The organism is Alicyclobacillus suci (genome assembly GCF_017329615.1).
Classification (GTDB): domain Bacteria; phylum Bacillota; class Bacilli; order Alicyclobacillales; family Alicyclobacillaceae; genus Alicyclobacillus; species Alicyclobacillus suci.
This window is the reverse complement of sequence record NZ_JAFMTW010000001.1, coordinates 65,035-84,778: the sequence shown is the minus strand read 5'-3', so window position 1 is coordinate 84,778 and position 19,744 is coordinate 65,035. Positions and strand designations below refer to the sequence as shown.

General features: G+C 49.9%; 19 protein-coding genes, 3 tRNA genes and 2 pseudogenes. 15 read left to right on the top strand and 9 right to left on the bottom strand.

Annotated features, from left to right (window positions below; all coding sequences use genetic code 11):
• Positions 1-2 precede the first annotated feature (2 nt).
• Both J3482_RS00550 and J3482_RS00545 read left to right on the top strand, forming a co-directional pair.
• A complete protein-coding gene (locus J3482_RS00550; protein WP_146822513.1) occupies positions 3-506 on the top strand; it encodes an NUDIX domain-containing protein in 504 nt (167 codons plus the stop codon).
• Complete coding sequence (locus tag J3482_RS00545; RefSeq protein WP_206921907.1) at positions 497-925, top strand: DUF86 domain-containing protein; 429 nt, start codon at positions 497-499, stop codon at positions 923-925. The genes J3482_RS00550 and J3482_RS00545 overlap by 10 nt, the downstream gene beginning before the upstream one ends.
• Here the strand turns inward: J3482_RS00545 and J3482_RS00540 are convergent.
• On the bottom strand, positions 916-1,452 hold the full coding sequence (locus J3482_RS00540) for a 3D domain-containing protein (RefSeq protein ID WP_146822515.1): 537 nt from the start codon (positions 1,450-1,452) through the stop codon (positions 916-918). The two genes, J3482_RS00545 and J3482_RS00540, sit on opposite strands and share 10 nt — an antisense overlap.
• A 262-nt stretch (positions 1,453-1,714) precedes the next feature.
• Between J3482_RS00540 and J3482_RS00535 the strand changes: the two genes are divergently transcribed.
• The 8 genes from J3482_RS00535 (at position 1,715) to J3482_RS00500 (ending at position 8,037) form a co-directional block, all read left to right on the top strand.
• Complete coding sequence (locus J3482_RS00535) at positions 1,715-2,710, top strand: ABC transporter ATP-binding protein (protein WP_328702618.1); 996 nt, start codon at positions 1,715-1,717, stop codon at positions 2,708-2,710.
• The gene (locus J3482_RS00530) at positions 2,710-3,681 is read left to right on the top strand and encodes an ABC transporter ATP-binding protein (protein ID WP_021295828.1); all 972 of its coding nucleotides are present in this window, start codon (positions 2,710-2,712) and stop codon (positions 3,679-3,681) included. Before J3482_RS00535 ends, J3482_RS00530 begins: the two co-directional genes overlap by 1 nt.
• 51 nt (positions 3,682-3,732) lie before the next feature.
• Positions 3,733-4,632 (top strand): ABC transporter permease, encoded by a 900-nt coding sequence (locus J3482_RS00525; RefSeq protein WP_021295827.1) that lies wholly within the window; start codon positions 3,733-3,735, stop codon positions 4,630-4,632.
• Between the two features lie 20 nt (positions 4,633-4,652).
• Complete coding sequence (locus J3482_RS00520; protein WP_021295826.1) at positions 4,653-5,573, top strand: ABC transporter permease; 921 nt, start codon at positions 4,653-4,655, stop codon at positions 5,571-5,573.
• A gap of 262 nt (positions 5,574-5,835) precedes the next feature.
• Entirely contained in the window at positions 5,836-7,566 is a 1,731-nt protein-coding gene (locus tag J3482_RS00515; protein WP_146822516.1) for an ABC transporter substrate-binding protein, read from the top strand.
• Between the two features lie 116 nt (positions 7,567-7,682).
• Positions 7,683-7,755, top strand: a tRNA-Lys gene (locus J3482_RS00510).
• A gap of 85 nt (positions 7,756-7,840) precedes the next feature.
• Positions 7,841-7,915: transfer RNA gene (locus J3482_RS00505), tRNA-Gly, on the top strand.
• A 32-nt stretch (positions 7,916-7,947) separates the two neighbouring features.
• Positions 7,948-8,037: transfer RNA gene (locus J3482_RS00500), tRNA-Ser, on the top strand.
• Positions 8,038-8,118: 81 nt separating this feature from the next.
• Here J3482_RS00500 and J3482_RS21745 read toward each other — a convergent pair.
• Together J3482_RS21745 and J3482_RS00490 are read right to left on the bottom strand one after the other, a co-directional pair.
• Positions 8,119-8,526, bottom strand: a complete 408-nt coding sequence (locus J3482_RS21745; RefSeq protein WP_369123478.1) for a tyrosine-type recombinase/integrase — start codon at positions 8,524-8,526, stop codon at positions 8,119-8,121.
• A 348-nt stretch (positions 8,527-8,874) separates the two neighbouring features.
• Positions 8,875-9,318 (bottom strand): annotated as a pseudogene (locus J3482_RS00490) (ATP-binding protein); the annotation flags it as partial.
• A gap of 22 nt (positions 9,319-9,340) precedes the next feature.
• Here J3482_RS00490 and J3482_RS00485 point away from each other — a divergent pair.
• From J3482_RS00485 to J3482_RS00465, 5 genes and pseudogenes are all read left to right on the top strand, one after another.
• Positions 9,341-9,753, top strand: a pseudogene (locus J3482_RS00485) (ATP-binding protein); the annotation flags it as partial.
• Between the two features lie 208 nt (positions 9,754-9,961).
• The gene (larA, locus tag J3482_RS00480) at positions 9,962-11,230 is read left to right on the top strand and encodes a nickel-dependent lactate racemase (RefSeq protein WP_206921906.1); all 1,269 of its coding nucleotides are present in this window, start codon (positions 9,962-9,964) and stop codon (positions 11,228-11,230) included.
• Positions 11,231-11,277: 47 nt separating this feature from the next.
• Positions 11,278-12,264 (top strand): 2-keto-3-deoxygluconate permease, encoded by a 987-nt coding sequence (locus J3482_RS00475; protein ID WP_206921905.1) that lies wholly within the window; start codon positions 11,278-11,280, stop codon positions 12,262-12,264.
• A 109-nt stretch (positions 12,265-12,373) separates the two neighbouring features.
• Positions 12,374-13,507: a glycerate kinase family protein gene (locus J3482_RS00470; RefSeq protein ID WP_206921904.1), complete on the top strand. Its 1,134-nt coding sequence runs from the start codon at positions 12,374-12,376 to the stop codon at positions 13,505-13,507.
• Between the two features lie 261 nt (positions 13,508-13,768).
• Entirely contained in the window at positions 13,769-14,350 is a 582-nt protein-coding gene (locus tag J3482_RS00465) for an MFS transporter (protein WP_206921903.1), read from the top strand.
• 351 nt (positions 14,351-14,701) lie between these two features.
• Here J3482_RS00465 and J3482_RS00460 read toward each other — a convergent pair whose 3' ends face one another.
• From J3482_RS00460 to J3482_RS00435, 6 genes are all read right to left on the bottom strand, one after another.
• The gene (locus tag J3482_RS00460; RefSeq protein WP_206921902.1) at positions 14,702-15,685 is read right to left on the bottom strand and encodes an aldo/keto reductase; all 984 of its coding nucleotides are present in this window, start codon (positions 15,683-15,685) and stop codon (positions 14,702-14,704) included.
• A 66-nt stretch (positions 15,686-15,751) separates the two neighbouring features.
• Complete coding sequence (locus tag J3482_RS00455; RefSeq protein ID WP_206921901.1) at positions 15,752-16,801, bottom strand: NAD(P)-dependent alcohol dehydrogenase; 1,050 nt, start codon at positions 16,799-16,801, stop codon at positions 15,752-15,754.
• Positions 16,802-16,827: 26 nt separating this feature from the next.
• A complete protein-coding gene (locus J3482_RS00450) occupies positions 16,828-17,073 on the bottom strand; it encodes a carboxymuconolactone decarboxylase family protein (protein ID WP_328702616.1) in 246 nt (81 codons plus the stop codon).
• A 135-nt stretch (positions 17,074-17,208) separates the two neighbouring features.
• Positions 17,209-17,949, bottom strand: coding sequence for an SDR family oxidoreductase (locus J3482_RS00445; protein ID WP_206921900.1), 741 nt, complete (start codon positions 17,947-17,949; stop codon positions 17,209-17,211).
• Positions 17,950-18,158: 209 nt separating this feature from the next.
• Entirely contained in the window at positions 18,159-18,473 is a 315-nt protein-coding gene (locus J3482_RS00440) for a DMT family transporter (protein WP_206921899.1), read from the bottom strand.
• Between the two features lie 37 nt (positions 18,474-18,510).
• Positions 18,511-19,680, bottom strand: coding sequence for an MFS transporter (locus J3482_RS00435; RefSeq protein ID WP_206921898.1), 1,170 nt, complete (start codon positions 19,678-19,680; stop codon positions 18,511-18,513).
• Positions 19,681-19,744: the final 64 nt, after the last annotated feature.

Sequence of the window (19,744 nt, the reverse complement as noted above, 5' to 3'; positions counted from 1 at the left end):
GCATGCGTGAACAGATGAAGCCATGGCCAAAGGCCTTCGGGTTTCACATGGATGAGGACAAGGCGCGAGCACGGCCACATTCTGTACTCGTCTTTCCTGTGCTTTTTCACAATATAGTTTGGGTGCATCATTCACGACGCGGGTGGGAGGTACCAGGGGGGAAGTTGGAGTCCGGTGAGGACGTTTTGAGCGCCGTACGCCGTGAGTCGTACGAGGAGGCGGGGCTCACCTTGGGCCACATCAGTTGGGTTGCAGAATATCAGATTCTCGTCGAGGGACAAGCCGTTCCCAAATGGGTGTATTTGGCTGACGTCATCGACGTCCAAGCCCGGCCTACGTGGTCCGAAATCGACGATGTGCGCTTGTTTCATCCAAACCTGAGCCCGGATATGGCTAAGGTGTTTGACTACATAAGCCCCATCATGAAAGACATCGTCTATGAGCGCGCTTGGCCTGTAGTGGCCCGCGCGGCGAAGATAGGGAGTGTCGAGGAAGCATGTTTATAACCGTTGCACACAAGGAGCAGATTCAGAGTTGGTTAAATGGACTCGACGAGCGCACGCGGTGGATGCTTGCGCTTCGCCAGCGAGAAGACGCTTGGGAGGAAGACTTGACGTGGCGGCTCGCTGCCGAGCGAGCCTTACATACGAGTGTCGAATACGCGACGGATATTGCGTCGCTCATTATCGACGCGCTCGTCATGCGTGACCCCGGCGGGTATGCGGATATTTTAAAAGTGCTCGTCGAGGAAGACGTATTGCCAGCGCAGTGGTTCGACGACATCAGCGGGATTTTTGATTTGAGAGCTCGTTTCATTCGCGACCACGCCAACGTCAAGCCACCAGAAGTCCGGCAGGCAGTTTCGGCGTATGCGCCCTTGTTTCCGCCGTTTGCTGAGCACATCCGCCGCTATGTTCAGCTGTGATGAAATTGTGTATGACTAATTGGATGGACGTCGGTTCCTGCGACCGGCGTAAAGACCTCGACTTCACAGTTGTGTTTTACGCCAAATTTGAGCGCAGTCGAGCGGCTGTCGACCAAGACGTCGATGTGGTGGCCGCGAATGGCGCCACCCGTATCTTCGGCGACTCGCCAGCCTACGCCTTCAATGTGTAGGAGCGACCCATAGGGAATTACGTGTGGGTCGACTGCTACGGTTCTGTCGGTCGATGCAAATGTTCCCGTCGCCGTAATGCCGTATCCAGGTTCTCCAGGTGATTTGCCTGTGGACTGCCGATCCAAATTGTATGCCGTAAGCAAGAATGTGGATCTCGTCGGACGGTATTGATCTAAGTCGTATGCCTTGCCATCCACGACAACCGCCCGCTCCGCGAAACTGAGATTTCGTTGTGTTTGAGCGGATGCCACGTGACCAGGGACATCTACCAGGGTCGCCGTAAGGAATGTGAATGCAAACCAAAACTGACGTGTAAATCCCTTCTGTATATCCATATCTCTACAATTTCCAGATTGGATGGCATCATACAAACCAATTTGTGGAAATGTGAAACTTGTGTGGCAGTTTTCTGTGCCAAAAATCCCCGTTACGATTTTAAAGAAAACTTGTTATACTTCTACTTGACTTGTTTAACCGTTATGCGATTTTATTAAACTTATGCAGATACTCTCTTTGGCCTCTCTAATATTTTCCATACATGCTTGCTACGCTGTTAGATAGGTCTGATGATGGTTTTAAGGGAAAGAGGGGAAAATTGTGTCGAAAGTGCTCGAATCGACAGACTTACAGAATGTACTTGAAGTGAAAGACTTGCAGATTGAGTTTAAGGTCGATGAACAATACTACAAAGCTGTTCACGGTGTGAACTTTCACATCGCGCCAGGTGAGACTTTGGGTCTTGTCGGCGAATCCGGCTGTGGTAAGAGTGTTACGTCGATGTCCATCATGCGTTTGTTGAAGGATCCAACCAAGGTAAGCGGACAGATTATCTATCAGGGACGCGATTTGCTGAAATTGACAGAAAATCAGATGCGTCAGGTTCGAGGCAACGAGATTGGCATGATTTTTCAGGAGCCGATGACTTCGCTCAATCCCGTTCACAAAATTGGCCGACAAATCGGAGAAACGTTGCTTTTGCACCGTGGCATGAGTGCTAGCCGCGCACGCAAAGAATCGATTGAAATGTTGAAACGTGTCGGAATTCCGCGAGCGGAGCAGATTGTTGACGAATATCCTCACCAACTATCCGGTGGGATGCGTCAACGTGTGATGATTGCCATCGCGATGGCGTGCAACCCGTCGCTGCTCATCGCCGACGAGCCGACAACAGCGCTCGACGTGACGATTCAGGCGCAGATTCTCGAATTGATGAAGCAGTTGGCCAAGGAAAATGGCACGTCAATTTTGCTCATCACTCACGACTTGGGTGTCGTGGCTGAGACCTGTGATCGCGTTGCCGTCATGTACGCTGGCCGAATTGTTGAAGAAGGTTCAGTTCGTAAGATCTTTAAAAATCCACAGCACCCGTACACGCGGGGACTGCTCAACTCGATTCCGAAATTGACGGGCGAACGCAAGCGCCTCGAGCCGATTGAAGGCAACGTGCCATCGCTTCGCAACATGCCTGACGGTTGCCGGTTTGCACCACGCTGTCCGTTCGCGATGGACAAGTGTGTAGCGCATAACCCAGAACTGTTTGAGGTGGAAGATGGTCACCGGTCGCGTTGTTTCTTACAAGAGGGGGGTCAATAATGGCGCAGGGAACACCACTTTTGGAAGTCCAGGGATTAAAAAAGTACTTCCCGATTAAACGAGGCGTGTTCCGCCACACGGTCGGACACGTACGCGCCGTCGACGGCGTGGATTTCACGCTGCGGGCAGGCGAGACGCTGGGCGTCGTCGGGGAGTCCGGTTGCGGAAAGTCGACGATGGGGCGCAGTGTCCTTCGCTTGATTGAACCGTCCGCAGGTAATGTGATATTTGAGGGCAAAGACGTCACGAAGTTGTCTAAGTCGCAGATGCGGGCCATGCGTCGAGAGATGCAATTGGTGTTCCAAGATCCGTATGCATCGTTAAACCCACGCAACACGATTGCACAGACGTTGATGGAGCCAATGCAGATTCACAACATTGGTACCCGTTCTAGTCAGATGGAGCGCGTTCGTTCCTTGCTCGACCGGGTCGGATTGGACCCAGAATACGCGAACCGCTATCCACACGAATTTTCTGGTGGTCAGCGCCAGCGTATTGGGATTGCGCGAGCGTTGACACTGAATCCAAAGCTCATCATCCTCGACGAGCCTGTCGCCGCACTGGACGTCTCGGTGCAAAGCCAGGTGCTGAACTTGCTGGATGACTTGCAAGAGGATTTTAACCTGACTTATATTTTCGTCGCGCACGATTTGAGTGTGGTTCGCCATATCAGTGACCGCATCATGGTTATGTATCTTGGAAACATGGCGGAGTCGGCCGACAGTGATGAACTGTTTATTGATCCGCTTCATCCATACACACAGGCGCTTTTGTCGGCTGTCCCGATTCCTGACCCAGACGCAAAGCGCGAACGCATTATTCTGCAGGGAGATTTGCCGAGTCCTGCGAATCCGCCGAGCGGCTGTCCGTTCCACACGCGTTGTCCGATGGCGATGGACGTCTGTAAGCGAGAAAAGCCAGTTTGGAAGGAAGTCAAGCCAAATCACCAAGTGGCCTGCCACCTATACTAAACAGAGTTTATCTCGGTGGGCGTAGGTACCAGGGTAAAGGGAGGTAACATTATGTCGACAAATGTAGGTGCAGTGGTACAGGCACCGACGAAGGCTCGGACAGGAAAGTTTAAGAAATCATTGAAGCGTTATCCGCTCGTTTATCTCGGAGCGCTCATTATCGTCATTATGGCGCTATTAGCGATTCTTGCGCCGTGGATTTCGCCGCATAGCCCAATTGCGACATTTAACAATGCGCTTAGTGAGCAAGGCATTCCGGTAGGACCTTCGCGAGAATTTCTTTTAGGCGCTGACGGCAACGGTCGCGACGTACTCTCTCGCGTGTTGTGGGGCGGACGAATTTCGCTTTTGATTGGTTTATTGTCGATGATCATTAACTTGGTCGTAGGTACTGTTTTAGGGCTCATCGCCGGCGTGTTTGGCGGTTGGGTGGATGCGCTCGTCATGCGTATTACGGATACTGTGCTCGCCTTTCCGTTCTTGTTGTTCGCTTTGGCGCTCGTCGCAATCCTTGGCTCAAGTCTTTGGAACATCTTGTTGACTATCGGTATCCTCGGTTGGGGCGTCATGGCCCGCGTCGTTCGTGGACAAGTGTTGCAGGTGCGTGAGCTTGAGTATGTACAAGCCGCACGGGCACTGGGTGCAACAGAGTGGCGCATTATGTTCCGCATCGTTCTGCCGAACGTCTTCGGCCCAGTGATTGTCTTGTCGACGTTGCAAGTGGGTGCGAACATCTTGGCAGCTGCAGGTTTGAGTTACTTGGGTATGGGCATTCAGCCGCCAACACCAGATTGGGGCGGTATGATTCAAGATGGTTTGACCACGTACACCTACGCGCCATGGGAGATGTACAGTGCAGGTATTGCGTTGGTTATCACGGTTGTCGGATTTAACATGTTGGGAGACGGACTCCGCGATATTCTTGATCCACAGTCCGCGACCCGTCAATAAGGTAGGAAGGAGGCGTCCACGTGGGTGCATATATTATTCGCCGCATTGGGCAAGCGATTATCGTGCTCATCGGTATTTCCATTATCGCATTTTTGTTGCTCTACGCAGTTCCTGCAGACCCAGCTCGCATTATCGCAGGTCCACACGCAACTCCGGATGTGGTGAATCAAATCCGTATCAATCTCGGTTTGAACCTTCCAATTTGGGAACAGTATTTGAAGTATATGGGCAATTTGCTGCATGGTAACTTAGGAACGTCCTATATCTTCCATACGTCTGTTATGTCGCAAATTAGTAGCCGCATGGGCCCAACCGCCGAGTTGGCGCTCGGTTGTTGGATTATGGAACTCATCATCGGGATTCCGCTTGGCATTTACACGGCGCGCCACGCGAACAAAGTTCGCGACGTCGTGATTAGCGCCTTGGCCCTGATTGGGATTTCGCTTCCGGTTTACTGGCTGGGATTGCTCTTACTGTTTGCCTTCGGCTTTAAGATTCAAATTTTTCCGCTCGGTGGAACGGGTGGGATTTACTACTTGATTCTTCCGTCCATCACCTACGGTATCACGGGTGCCGCGTACTACATGCGTCTGCTGAAGTCCACGATGTTGGACGTCATGAACCAAGACTATGTTCGTACGGCGCGCGCCAAGGGTGCTAGTGAACGGCGTGTCATTTATCGCCACGTGTTGCGTAACGCACTGATTCCAGTGATCACGTTTGCGGGTATTGACATTGGTACCTTGCTTGCCGGTGTCGTGCTGATTGAGGAGACATTCAACTGGAACGGTATGGGTATGTTGGCGTATCAGGCGATTGGTAACCAGGATATCCCTGTCATTATGGGCACCGTGCTTTTGCTTGCCGTATTCGTGGTCTTGTTCAACTTGATAGTTGATATCGTATATGGATTTGTTGATCCCCGTATTCGCTACGACTGACACATTTCGACAGCAACAAAACCGAGCCAAATTGGCTCGGTTTTGTTTTTTTCTTATTAAGCCGGAATAAATGGAATCGACAAAAGTGACAGATTTCTACGAAAAAATACTTGAGTAGCAATCATACTTAATTTATAATTTAACCAGTTTTGATGATTGTAATCTTCGGTCAATTTTCCTAGTATGCGTATGATATCTACGAAACTTGGATGACATTCACAGAAGGTTGCACAGGACACGATATAGAAATGGGGGAAATGTGATGTCGTTGTCATGGAAGAAGGGGCTCGGCACAGTGGCTTCCATCGGGATGATTGGGGCACTGTTGGCTGGCTGTGGCACAAACAGCACCTCGCCAGCGAGTAGCAATGGAACGAGTGCCGGTGGGACATCGTCGGACAATTCGAAGCCAGTCGAGGGTGGTTCCATTACACTAGATAGCACCCAGGCTGTGCCTGATTTAGATCCGGCAGTGGCGTTTGATACTACATCTGCTGAAGTAGACTATGCCGTCTATCAACAATTGGTTACGTATGATAAGGGAAGCTATAATATCGTAGGTGACCTGGCTAAGAACTGGGAAGTGTCCCAGGACGGCAAGACATATACGTTCCACTTGCGGGATGACGTGAAGTACTCGAATGGCGACCCGATGGTCGCATCCGACTTTGTCTTCGAGCTAGAGCGCCTGCTTGACAAGAAAATGCAACCGAAACCATCCCCAGGCAGCCAATTCTTCCTGGACATCGAAGGCGCACAAGCCTATTACGACGGTCAAGCGAAGACCATCAGTGGTGTGAAGACGCCGGACGACCACACGCTCGTCATCACGTTGGTCAAACCAGAGCAGTTCTTCCTCAAGATTCTCGCCATGCCGTTCCTCTCGGCTGTGGACCCGAAATTTGTGAAACAGGTAGGCAACGCCAAGCTGGACACCAGTGAAGCGATGGGTACGGGACCGTTTGAGGTGCAAACCAATAACCAAAACGAAGTTGTGTTAGTCCGTAATCCGAATTACTGGCAAAAGGACAGCGACGGAAACAAGCTTCCGTATCTTGACAAAGTCACCATCAACGTCAATAACAACGAACAGGTCGACGCACTGCACTGGGAGCAAGGACAGACTGCGTTTATGAGTCCATGGCTCATGGGTGGAGATGGTATCCCGCCTTCCGCGTACCCAACCATCATGACCAAATATAAGAACGATGTCTTAAAGCAACCTCAGAACTCGATTTACTATATCGGATTGAATATGAAACCGACGCTCGATGGGAAGCCAAATCCGCTGAGTAACCTCAAGGTTCGTCAGGCCATTGAGTACGCGACGGACGACAGCCAGTTCATCAAAATCAATAACGGCGCTGTCGAAGGGCTCAACCAACCGCTTCCGAACACGATGGAGGGTTACGTCAAAAACCTTGATCCGAGCGCGACCTATAAGTACGACGTCAGCAAGGCGAAGGAGCTCATGAAAGAAGCAGGGTATGCTAACGGGTTTACGGCGGAATATTGGAACGAAAACAACCCGACGGACAAGAAGGATGACCAAGCTTTCCAATCCATGTTGAGCCAAATTGGTATCAAGTTGGATATCCACGAAGTGACGTGGAAAGACTTCCTGACAAAGGCGATGTCCGGTACAGCGCAAATGTACTGGTCTGGCTGGCAGCAGGACTTCCCAGATCCGTCGGACTTCTTGAACACCTTGTTCAACTCGAACCAGATTGAGCCTGGTAACAACATGAACAACTACTCCAACCCACAGGTCGACCAATGGTTGAACGAGGCGGAATACTCGACCGATTCACAGCAACGCGACGAACTGTACGCGAAGGTCATCAACAAGGTGATGTCCGACGCCGCGTGGGTACCGACCATTCAGAACGTCGGCTATTACACGATTCAACCTTGGGTACATGGCTTCTACACCAGCCCAGTCATGTATGACCCATTCGGCACCATCTGGGTTGACCCAGGTCACAATAGCTAATCTTTGCAACAAAGTATAAAGTATCACAAAAGTCGGCTCCGCTTGCGGGGCCGACTTTCACATTGGTCGTATATCCAGTACGCTTTAGTGCTACATGAATCTTACCTTTCACACATGAGCCATTAGCTCAGTCGGTAGAGCACCTGACTTTTAATCAGGGTGTCCCGCGTTCGAGTCGCGGATGGCTCATTCCGCAATTCCACACCATTCATAGTTGACATCAAGCCTACCCATCTTGTATATTATCTATTGCAGTCTTTGATTGCTTACTTTTGCGGAAGTGGCTCAGGGGTAGAGCATCGCCTTGCCAAGGCGAGGGTCGCGGGTTCGAATCCCGTCTTCCGCTCCATACATGTCGTGCTCCATGCACGACACCACCGTGGAGAGGTGGTCGAGTGGTTTAAGGCAGCGGTCTTGAAAACCGCCGTGTTCGCAAGGGCACCGTGGGTTCGAATCCCACCCTCTCCGCCAAAAAACATTGATATGACGCGGTTTTTGAGCATTCGTTCATCGCCGCGTCTTTTCATTTTTCAATGTACTTCTACCTTTTTTCTACCCTTCGTGTCTCGAAATAGTTTTTCTGATATTCGTGTTGCGTAGTAGTTCGCCAAATAGATCGGCCGCTTGGCGCTGCAAGCCTGGGAGTACATGGCTGTAGGTATCGAGCGTGATTTGGACCGTTGCATGGCCTAGCCGTTCGGACACGATCTTGGGGTTAACACCCTGTTGCAGCATCAAACTGGCATGGGTATGTCTCAGGTCGTGGAATCGAATTCTCGGAACATCAACGTTCTGCAGGGCGCGGTACCATGCGGTATTTACTGAGTTGGGAGACAACGGATCCCCAAGCTCATTGGTGAATACCCAATCGCTTACCTTGTAACCTGAACCGATCAAGAGTCTGTCCTGAGCTTGCATTGTTCGTTGAGCGCGTAGAGCTTCGACAGCCTGCGATGGCAGTGCGATGTATCCGGCGGCTGCGGTCTGTCTTGAGTTCCTTCACCACCGGCTGCTTCTTCACGTAATCCAGGGTTCGTTGCACACTAATGTATCCGCGTTCCATGTCCACGTCTGGAATAGGCACTTGCAACACCACTCTTCTAACTCTATCCTAGGGTTTGGTTAAGAATCCTGGGGAGATGAGAGAGGATGTTGAAAGTGCCACAGCAACAGTATATCAAGTTTCTCTACAAAAATGGGTGTCAACATCGGATTTAATTCCTCAAAAAAATCGGGTAGATTTCCCCAAAAACATCGGTTTTGATTTCCTCAAAATCATCGCGTAAGATTCCCCGGACATATGTTCGGTTAGTCTCTCACCTCTTCTCGCAGGGCATGGGTCACGCCCGCCTTGAGTTTATCCTTCATTCGGTAACTATTCCCGCGTATGTTGACCGTTGTCGCGTGGTGAAGCAAGCGATCAAGTAAAGCCGACGCCAACACCTGATCCCCAAACATGGCCCCCCAGTTGGTGAAACTTGTATTGGACGTGATAATCATCGCCCCTTGTTCATACCGCTCCGAGACCAGACGAAAGAAGTTTGCTGCATCCAGCGCGTCCAGTGGCAGATAACCAACCTCGTCGCAGATGAGGAGTTTCGGTTGGATGTACACCTTCAATCGCTTCTCTAAGCGGCCCTCCTGATGTGCTTTTCGTAAATTGGCGACCAACCGCTGCATGGTGACGAAATACACACTCATTCGGTTTTGCAAGTCCTCCATCCCCAGTGCCACAGCCAAATGTGTCTTCCCATTATGGAAGAATTTCCATAACGGGAAGACCCACTTGGCCATTGCCTGAGGAATGGAGGCTTGTCGACGAGGTCATGAGGTCCGGTTTTTCCGGGTACACGACTTGGTGGCCACGCTGCAGGACAAGTACCAAGCCGGCACGCTGCGTCGGTTCCTGAGTGAACTGCAAAAGGCGGAACTGCTCATTCTGGACGAAATGGGCTTCGTGCCCTTTCACAAGCTGAGCTGCTGTTCCACGTGATCGCCGACTGCTACGAGCAACGCAGCGTGATTGTGACGTCAAACCTCGAGTTCGGACAGTGGGACACTGTCTTTGGGGACGCCAGGCTGACCGCTGCCTTAGTGGATCGCCTCGTGCACCACGCACATGTACTGGCTTTCACAGGCGACAGCTACCGTCTGCAGCATGCGCTATCTGAGACAAAGTCGTCGTAATTTTCTGTACTGCAGTGCCTATGCACAAATCCGTGTCGTTTCTCTGCATTTTTTGCTTGCGAAAAACATGTATTTTTCGTTGGATGTAAATATAGACCGCGGCAAATCAGGCGCGTATAATTTTGACGTGAAAGCTACTTGGTCAGGATTTGAAAGCGTTTTCTATTTGGGCTGGAACACTGAGTTAAACGCAAAGGAAGTGATGAAAGTGCAGGCTTCGTTGTTGTATGGAAAACAGGAACTCGCCGTAGAGGTCCCTAACGGATCCGTGATTATTGAACCAAAAGATCTAGCGAGTTTAGAAAATGATAAAGAAGCAGTACAACAAGCATTGAGACATCCCATCGGCACGCCCGCATTACGAGAAATGGTGAAATCCACGGATAAAGTTGCCATTGTGATTAGTGATATCACACGCCCAACCCCAAATCACAAACTGGTTCCTTGGCTGCTCGAGGAGTTGTCACATGTTCCGTTAGAGAACTTTGTGATTATAAACGGCACGGGAACGCATCGTGATCAAACGAGGGAAGAGTTTGTGCAAATGCTGGGAGATGAGGTTGTCGACAAGGTAAACGTCATAAACCATCATTGTCACAATAAGGATGAGTTAGTCAATGTTGGACGAAGCCGTTTTGGTTGCGATGTCTATCTCAACAAAGCATATGTAGAGGCAGACTTTCGCATTGTCACAGGGTTTATTGAGCCGCATTTCTTCGCGGGTTTCTCCGGAGGCCCGAAGGGTATTATGCCCGGTATTGCAGGTATTGAAACGATTCTTACGTTTCACAATGCCAGAATGATTGGTAATCCACTGTCGACGTGGGGAAATATGGTGAACAATCCACTGCAGGAAATGGCTGGCGAGGTCAATCGGATGTGCAAGCCGGATTTTCTGCTCAATGTTACGTTAAATAAATCGAAAGAAATCACAGGGGTTTTTGCAGGGGAGTTGTTTGAAGCGCACCGCCTTGGATGTGAGTTCACGAGGCATCATTCCATGATTCCAGTTGAGCATCGATTTGATGTGGTGTTGACCTCAAATTCTGGATATCCACTTGACCAGAATTTGTATCAGGCCGTAAAGGGAATGAGCGCGGCTCAGAAGATTGTCAAACATGGGGGGACGATTATTAGTGTATCTGAGTGTTCAGACGGTATACCCAATCATGGGAATTATGCTCAAATCCTACAGATGAGGAAGACGCCAGCTGAGATCCTGGACTTGATTAATGACCCCAGTTTCCAGGAGTTTGATCAATGGCAAGTGCAGAAGCAAGCGGTAATTCAGGTGTGGGCCGACGTATATGTGTATTCGTCCCTGCCAGACGAAGATGTATGTAAAGCCATGTTGCGCCCCACGCATGATATTGAAAAAACGCTTCGTGAGCTAGAGCAGAAGTATGGACCTGAGATGTCGGTCGCGGTCTTGCCTTTGGGACCACTGACCATCCCGTATGTAAAAGGAGAGTCGTAATTCGCTCGTTTGTTCGCGTGAAGTTTTCGAGAAAGTTGGTGTGAATTGTGAAGATTAAGCGATCGATTGAGCGTGTGCCTGGGGGGATGATGCTCGTCCCTTTATTATTTGGTGCAGTAATTCGTACGCTGTTTCCTCATCTAGCTGACAATGCCGTGTTCAAGTCATCGTTTACTGGTGGGTTATTGACCGGCACGCTTCCGCTTCTTGCCGTGTTTTTCATGGCTGTTGGAGCGAATATGCGGATTCAAACAGCGGGGTACGTGCTGAAGAAAGGCATTGCAATGTGGGCAGGAAAGGTGTTGTTTGCGGCACTCATTGGCCTTGTCATACGGCTGGTTGTACCGGACCAGAATCACATGTTTCTGGGGTTGTCTGCACTCGCGATTATTGCTGCGTTTACCGACACCAATGGTGGTATGTTTATGGCTCTCATCAATCAATATGGTAAGCGCAAAGAAGATATCGCCGCGTATTCAATTATGTCACTCGAGTCAGGTCCTTTTTTTACGATGGCAATTTTAGGGGTGGCTGGTCTGGCAAACTTTCCTATCCTAGCATTTGTTTTCGTTCTCTTACCTATGCTTGTTGGCGTGGCACTTGGAAATTTGGATGAAGAAATGCGTGTGTTCCTGGGGAAGGCGCAAGACACCATGATTCCAATGTTCGCACTCGCCATTGGGTTTGGTATTAATTTTCGACAAGTCGTGTCGGCCGGCGCCGCAGGTATTGTGTTAGGGTTAGGTGTGATTGTGTTGACTGGAGGGCTGTTGTGGATACTCGATCGCGCTACTGGAGGCAACGGCGTTACCGGGATTGCGGCTGCTACGACGGCTGGCAATGCTTCGGCTGTACCGGTGGCGGTTGCTGCGAGTTATGCCGGATATCGAGGGATTGCATCGGAGGCGACCGTGCAAGTTGCGGCCGCCATCATTGTAACGGCGATTTTCGTTCCAATCATAACAGGTTGGTTTGCGCGTAGGGCAGAATGCGTAGAGGCGAGTAAAACAATTGGGAAAAGCTTGGTGGATTGAGCATGAACGCTGCAATGTCACGCGCATCCGTCTTATGTGGTAGGTTGAATCTGCGTCGGGCAATCGATTTCGGTTCGTTTCATACTTTTGAAGTAAAGGGTGACCTTCAGTGAAGGTAGTCATTGCACCGGATTCATTTAAGGGTTCTTTGTCTGCACAAGCTGTTGCTGGTGCGATGGCTGAAGGCGTTCGTAAGGTTTCTCCATGCGCTGCAGTCGAACTTGTTCCGATTGCAGACGGTGGCGAAGGAACAGTCGACTGTCTGCTTGCAGCAATTGGTGGGGAAAAGGTCGAGGTTCAGGTGCATGATCCGCTTGGAAGACCCGTCCTTGCGCATTACGGGATACTCAAACACGGAACTGTTGTGCTTGAAGTTGCGGTGGCTGCGGGGCTGGGGTTGATTAGCGATGGGGAACGTGATGTCCTGCACGCGAATACGGCTGGTGTTGGGGAATTGATTGCCCACGCTTTGGATGCTGGGCGTACTTCGTTTGTGATTGGACTTGGAGGCAGTGCAACGAATGATGCTGGTATTGGCATGCTTCACGCGCTTGGGGCTCGGTTTTATGATGTAGAGGGTCGTGAGCTACCGCCAACACCAGAGGCGTGCCTTCGATTGGCGCATATCGACACAAAAGGGATGCATCCCAAACTAAATGATGCGACCATTCGCGTCGCATGCGACGTGTCGAATCCCCTATGCGGCCCGCTGGGTGCAACCGCAGTGTACGGTCCGCAAAAGGGCGTGACGCCCGATTTGCTTCCAATTCTCGATAAAGCGCTCGAGCAGTTTGCTATGGTCGTGCAACGGGATTTGGATTTTCCTATTTTGGATTTCCCAGGGTCTGGCGCTGCGGGCGGTCTGGGCGGTGCGTTTGGCGGTGTCATGAAGGCCGAACTCGTACAAGGCATTGATTTGATTCTACAAGAGTGCGCTTTCGATACAACACTTGTCGATGCCGATTTCGTACTCACTGGTGAAGGGAAGACGGATAGCCAGACTGTCCACGGAAAAGCTGTTCAAGGTGTTGCCATGCGAGCGAAGCTACAGGGCATTCCGGTCTTTTGTGTCTCAGGCGCCGTTGCGGAAGGGACGAATGAGTTGTATGAATGTGGTGTTACAGCGCTGTTTTCCATTACCCCCGGTCCAGTGTCACTTGTGGAATCAATGAATTCGACCTATGAATACCTGGTTCGAAGTGTTGAAAATATTACGCGCGTATATTTGGCAGGCCGGCATTAACGCGCACCGCACTGTGCACCGCCAAAGGAGGTGGCGGCATTCAAATCGTAGCGAGTATGAATTGTAAAGCTTTTACGAGCAAAATGACTTCGTGTATGATTATATTGTTTCACCCAAAAGGTGCTCCTTCCTAGCGAAGATGTGGTTCTTGACAAACTCATCTGAGCCATACGGGGAGCACCTTTTCAATGATTCACACCAATTCATGAGGACACAATCGTCGAAATCCGGGTTCATACATCTTTTTATGGGAGAGTAGATATGCATAGGGTTCGCTTGGGATCTTTAAACCTATTACTCGACTATCCACAATATTCCAAAAAGGTATTGAGCCGAATGCTAGCAAGTCTAGGAGACCAAATCGGATGGATAGCATTAATATGGCTTGTTCTTCATGTAAGTAATAACCCATACAGTATTGGCATAGTAACATTACTGTACCAAGTTCCGCAGGCTATAATGAGGCCTTTTGCGGGGCTTGTTTTGGATAGATATCCCCGTGCTCAAATTATGGCACTCACAAATATTTTGGTAGGCATTTTATTCCTTTTAATTCCATTATTGGCATCCAAAAACGATTTAATGGGCATTTATCTAATAACGCTGTTCATTGGGGTTTTCCTGCCATTCGATACCACTGGAGTAGAGTCCCTAACAAAGGAACTAATACCAAAGGACAAGCTTTTGCAGGCTAATTTTATCAGCCAGTCTGAGTGGCATGTTGCTTATTTAATAGGACCAGCTTTAGGTGGAGTCTTGATCTCACGTATTGGAAGTTCCTGTGTCTTGTATGTTGATGCTGGTACGTTTTTTTTTGACAGCGATACTATTAGGGACGATTAGATGTAAAAAATTCAATTTACACAAACAAAAACCCCAATCAATTCGGACTGAATTTCTTTCAGGATTAACATATCTGCGCAAAAAGCCAGCACTGATATCTCTTGCTTCTATTACCTTCATGTTCAATTTTTTCTATGGGCCATACGAGGTAGTTCTCCCCTATGTTGTTTTCCGCAACTTAAAAATGCAGAAAAACGCGGCGCTCCGATATACCGCGTTTTGCATAAAAATACAGGATTGGACAGGTGTCACTGTTGAACATAAGCCCCCTTTAGTACAACAAGAGTGACGGCGATTCTAGGGGTGAAAAGCGGACACCGTAATGGTTGCCCGCTGAACAATCCAGTAGAGTCATGTCCACATCGGTAGCAGCGTTTCTGTACGGTCCGTTGCAGGCGCGGGAGTAACTGAAAGCGAAGATATTTCATCACGCCACTCTGGCGTCATGTCCACATCGATCGCAGCCAGCGAATCCTCAAGCTGTTCCAAATTTCTTGCCCCGATAATGGGTGCTGTGATTGCAGGATGGGACATCACCCAGGCAACTGCAAGTGTTGCGGGTTTTATGCCATGTTCCGCAGCATAGGCAGTAAATCGGTCAGCTACAACAAAATTCATTTCATCCGCATAGCGATCCTTAAATCTTTTATCTTCAACCAACCGTCCTTGCTCTGGTCGTTTATTCACCCCATATTTTCCTGTAAGGAGTCCGCCTCCTAAAGGACTATATGAAATAACTCCAATTTGTTCGGAAAGGGCGAGAGGCAAAATTTCGACCTCAGCTTGACGTTTCACCAAGTTATACATAGGTTGTATTAATTCGAAACGAGCAAGCTGTTCTTTTGCAGAAATCCCTAATGCCTTGGCTATTTGCCAGGCTGCCCAATTGCTTACCGCTGGATAGAGAATCTTACCTTGTGCTTGAAGGTCATCAAGTGCACGAAGTGTTTCTTCCATAGGAGTATTCGGATCAAAAGAATGCACAAAGTAAAAATCAATGCGATCCGTTTTTAAGCGTCGTAAGCTCTTTTCAACTTCAAGCATGATATGACGACGGGAAAGTCCCCCAGCATTAATGTCTTTTCCAGCTGGGAAAAAAACTTTTGTAGTGAGTACAATTTCATCCCGACAATCCGCAATACACTCCCCAAGTATTTCTTCAGACTGCCCTTGGCTATAAACGTTTGCAGTATCAAAAAAGTTAATACCGGCCTCACGACAACGCTTAAACATTGCTTTTGATGTTTCTTCATCAGCGTTTCCGCCAAAAGACATCGTACCAAAACATAAACTGGAGACCTGAATTCCTGTTTTCCCTACTGTGCGATATTTCACAACAAGCCCTCCTCATGCAACCGTTTGTGAACACATGGGGTCCAGCATTACCAGCAGCCCCGATGGTTACACGGTTTCCATCGTGCTGATGTCGATCACGAACCGATACCGCACGTCGGAAGCCAGTACTCGCTCGTAGGCCTCGTCGATTTTGTCGGCCGAGATGACCTCGATCTCGGGGGCAATGTGGTGTCGGGCGCAGAAGTCCAGCATTTCCTGGGTCTCGCGGATGCCACCGATCATCGAACCGGCGAACGACCGGCGCTGGCCGAGGAGAGAAAACACGTTGAGTGACAACGGCTCCGCAGGAGCACCGACGTTGACCAAGGTGCCATCCAGAGCCAGCAGCGAAATGTAGGCATCGATGTCGATCTTCGCGCTCACCGTGTTAATGATGAGGTCAAAGGAACCGGCAAGCTTCTCAAATGTCTCCGGGTCTCTCGTGGCATAGTAGTGATCCGCGCCGAGCCGCAGACCGTCGTCTTTCTTCTTCAGCGATTGTGACAGGACGGTGACCTCAGCGCCCATAGCGTGCGCGAGCTTAACGGCCATGTGACCGAGCCCGCCGAGGCCGACGACCGCTACCTTCTTGCCGGGTCCGGCTCCCCAATGGCGCAGCGGCGAGTACGTCGTGATACCGGCGCACAGCAGAGGTGCGGCGACGTCGAGCTCGATACCGTCAGGGATTCTGAGGACGAAGTCCTCGGTCACGACGATGTGGGTGGAATAGCCGCCCTGGGTGCGCTGGCCGTATTTGTCGACGTCGCCATAGGTAAGGGTATTTCCCTTGAGACAGTACTGCTCCTCGCCCTTGCGGCAGTTCTCGCATTCGCCACAGGAGTCAACCATACAGCCGACACCGACCCGGTCGCCGACGACGAACTTTGTGACCTCGGTGCCGACCGCGGCGACAATTCCGGCGATCTCGTGGCCGGGAACGAGGGGATATTCCTCCGCCCTCCATTCTCCGCGAGCATGGTGAATGTCAGAATGGCAGATGCCGCAGTACTTAATCTCAATGAGGACGTCATGGGGGCCGAGATCACGGCGTGCGATCGTGGTCGCTTTGAACGGCTCTCCCGGACCAAAGGTGGCGCGTGCGTTGGCAGTTATCATAACAAACAAACCTCCTGCTATCGCTTTTATTTCCCTTTCGAAAACACTTCTTTTGCGATCATAATGGCAGACATCGCCTTCGGCCATCCGGCATAAAAGGCAAGATGGGTAATCACTTCAATGAGCTCTTCTTCCGAAAGTCCGTTTTCTTTTGCTTTGTTCAAATGGAATACCAGTTGTTCTGTACTTCCGCTTGTTATCAAGCTGGCGATGGTAATCAAACTGCGGTCCCGTGGGGAGAGCCCCTTGCGCTCCCATACATCACCAAACAAAACATCATCGGTTCATTGCACAAGTTTCGGCGCAAAATCTCCAATCATTTTCTGTGCACCAGAAGGTTCTTTTGAATTTGACATCTTAAATGTCCTTCTTTCATTTTTTAACGCTTGTTCTGTCGCCAGCCAAGATTAGAGCTCTTGTCGCGTAGGACGAATAATCATCTCATTAATGGCCACATCAGATGGTTGTTCAATTGCAAAAGCAATGGCACGAGCGATGCTCTCAGCATCGATAGCACCTTTATAAATTTCATCAATTGCAGATTTTAGTTCTAAATCTGTAATCGTTTCGGTTAACTCAGTGCTAACTGCTCCTGGTGAGATAATGGTTGTACGAATATTGTTGGCAAACTCTTCTTTACGGAGACCTTCCGTAATCGCACGTACAGCAAATTTTGTACCACTATAAACCGAACCTGCCGGTCCTATTAAGTGTCCTGCTATTGAGGACATATTAATAATATGTCCTTCTTTTCTTTCCCTCATGGAAGGAAGCACAGCCGCAATACCATAGAGTACACCTTTAATGTTGACATCAATCATCCGGTCCCATTCGTCGATTTTTTTCTGATAAAGAGGTGATAGTGGCATTAATCCGGCGTTATTGACCAAGACGTCGATTTTTCCAAACTCTTTCAGAGCAAACTGAGCCAGCTCTTCCATTTGTTCATACGAAGTCACATCGGTCACTTTATAAACCGCTTGACCACCTTTGCTTTGAATTTCTTGTTGCAGTTTTTGTAAACGGTCTTCACGACGAGCCGCGAGAACCAATCTCGCGCCTTTAGAAGCAAGTTCTTTTGCAGTAGCTTCGCCAATTCCGCTGGAGGCACCGGTAATAATGACAACTTTCCCTTGAATATTAGACATAAGAGCTAACACGATCCTTTCTTGTAAACACTGACAAATTTGGATGTACAATAATTAACTTCCCTATATCCTAGATGCCCATTCATACAATGAACAACGACGCATTACTGTACATCTGTACATTATTATAAATGGGTGCATAATGCTTGCAATGGTTAAATGAACGGCATTTGTTCATTAATGAACAGTTGAATTTCAATTGTTCATTATCAACTTTTTAATGAAAGTCCGATCACACCAACAATGATCAGCACTGTAAAAAATATTTTACTGACGTTAATCGGTTCTTTAAAAAAGAGCATTCCCATAACGGCAGTGAACGCAATGCCAAGTCCCGACCAAACAGCATAACCAATAGATACGTCAATTTTTTTTAAAGCGAAGTTCCAGGTAACCATGGATCCTAAATAGAAGACAAACATCAAAACAGAAGGAAGAATTCTTTCGAATCCATGCGATAATTTGGTGCTAAGTGTACCTAGAAATTCAAGCACGATTGCAAAAAATAACAGTAACCAACTCATTCCCTTTGTTTCCTCTCCGGGGATTTTGCCACTACCGTCACTTCGTCGCCACGCGCTTTGAGAACGTACGGGTAAGCCCGAAGGATACGGATGCGATGAAGAAAGCGATCGCGACCGCAGCGGCGCCGATCCAACAGATCGCCAGTATCGACGAGCCCACGGCGATTCCCCCGATGGCGGCACCTGCGGCAAAGCCGAGCTGCACGAAGGAGCTGTTCAGACTAAGCACGATGCCGGAGGCTTCCGGAGCGAGTGAGAGTAAGTTGAAGTTCTGGGTCGGTCCGAACGTCCAGGTAGCGATCGCCCAAAGCATGAGCAACGGGATGGCGACGACGGTCGATCGGGCGACGATGGACAAGAGCGCGAGAATGAGGGCGTGTACGACCATATCGCCGACGAGCGTGCGGGCAGTGCCGATCCGATCTGACAGGAAACCGCCAAGCTTGGATCCGATCAGGCTCGCGATGCCCAAGGCGAAGAGAATGACGCTCACTTCCCGTTCATCCATCGCCATGACGGAGGTCAGGAAGGGCGTGATATACGTATTCATCACCGAATAGCCGATAAACACGAAGAACGTCACGCCGAGGGCGACAGCGATCTTTGGATTCTTTAATAGGGCGAATTGCTTGCCGAGAGGGACGGGCGCTTCGCCTTCCTCAGATGGAATCGCCCGTGCGACGGCGAAGATTCCAAGCAAGGTGAAGAATCCAATTCCCCAGAAGATCACCTTCCAATCGTACGCCGCAGCGACCACGCGCCCGATGGGAACGCCAAAGACGAGGGAGGCACTGAAGCCCAGTGAGACGTTGGACATCGCTCGACCCTGCCGCCCGGGAGGCGCCAGATTCGCAGCGGTGGCATAGGCGGTGACGACGAAGACGCCCGTTCCCACCCCGAGTACGACGTACGAGACCATCAGGAAGCCAAAGCCCGGAAGGGCGACCGTCGAAACGATGCCTAGTAATATGATGGCGAGAGCCAATAGCAATCGCTTGTGTCGATCCATCTTCGCCGTCGCCACCATGACGACGGGCGTGCCGATTGCGTTGGCAAGCGCGAATACGGTGATAAGCTGTCCCGCCGCCGATACCGATACGCCGACGGAAGCAGCGACTTTGTCTAGAATACCCACGATGACGAATTGTGACGTGCCAACCAAGAAGCTGATCAGGGTTAGCATGTAAATTTTCCAGGTGTTGTTCATTGTCTCCAACCTACTCCTCACGATTTTGCAAACGAAAAGCGGACAACCGTTTGGGTGTCCGCTG

What these genes read in the sequence shown, in the direction of transcription:
- J3482_RS00540 (WP_146822515.1), bottom strand. Translation starts at nt 1,452, where the DNA reads ATGGATATACAGAAGGGATTTACACGTCAGTTTTGGTTTGCATTCACA.
- J3482_RS00435 (WP_206921898.1), bottom strand. Translation starts at nt 19,680, where the DNA reads ATGAACAACACCTGGAAAATTTACATGCTAACCCTGATCAGCTTCTTG.
- J3482_RS00550 (WP_146822513.1), top strand. Translation starts at nt 3, where the DNA reads ATGCGTGAACAGATGAAGCCATGGCCAAAGGCCTTCGGGTTTCACATG.
- J3482_RS00445 (WP_206921900.1), bottom strand. Translation starts at nt 17,949, where the DNA reads ATGTCTAATATTCAAGGGAAAGTTGTCATTATTACCGGTGCCTCCAGC.
- J3482_RS00525 (WP_021295827.1), top strand. Translation starts at nt 3,733, where the DNA reads ATGTCGACAAATGTAGGTGCAGTGGTACAGGCACCGACGAAGGCTCGG.
- J3482_RS00530 (WP_021295828.1), top strand. Translation starts at nt 2,710, where the DNA reads ATGGCGCAGGGAACACCACTTTTGGAAGTCCAGGGATTAAAAAAGTAC.
- J3482_RS00440 (WP_206921899.1), bottom strand. Translation starts at nt 18,473, where the DNA reads ATGAGTTGGTTACTGTTATTTTTTGCAATCGTGCTTGAATTTCTAGGT.
- J3482_RS00515 (WP_146822516.1), top strand. Translation starts at nt 5,836, where the DNA reads ATGTCGTTGTCATGGAAGAAGGGGCTCGGCACAGTGGCTTCCATCGGG.
- J3482_RS00455 (WP_206921901.1), bottom strand. Translation starts at nt 16,801, where the DNA reads ATGATAACTGCCAACGCACGCGCCACCTTTGGTCCGGGAGAGCCGTTC.
- J3482_RS00465 (WP_206921903.1), top strand. Translation starts at nt 13,769, where the DNA reads ATGCATAGGGTTCGCTTGGGATCTTTAAACCTATTACTCGACTATCCA.
- J3482_RS00545 (WP_206921907.1), top strand. Translation starts at nt 497, where the DNA reads ATGTTTATAACCGTTGCACACAAGGAGCAGATTCAGAGTTGGTTAAAT.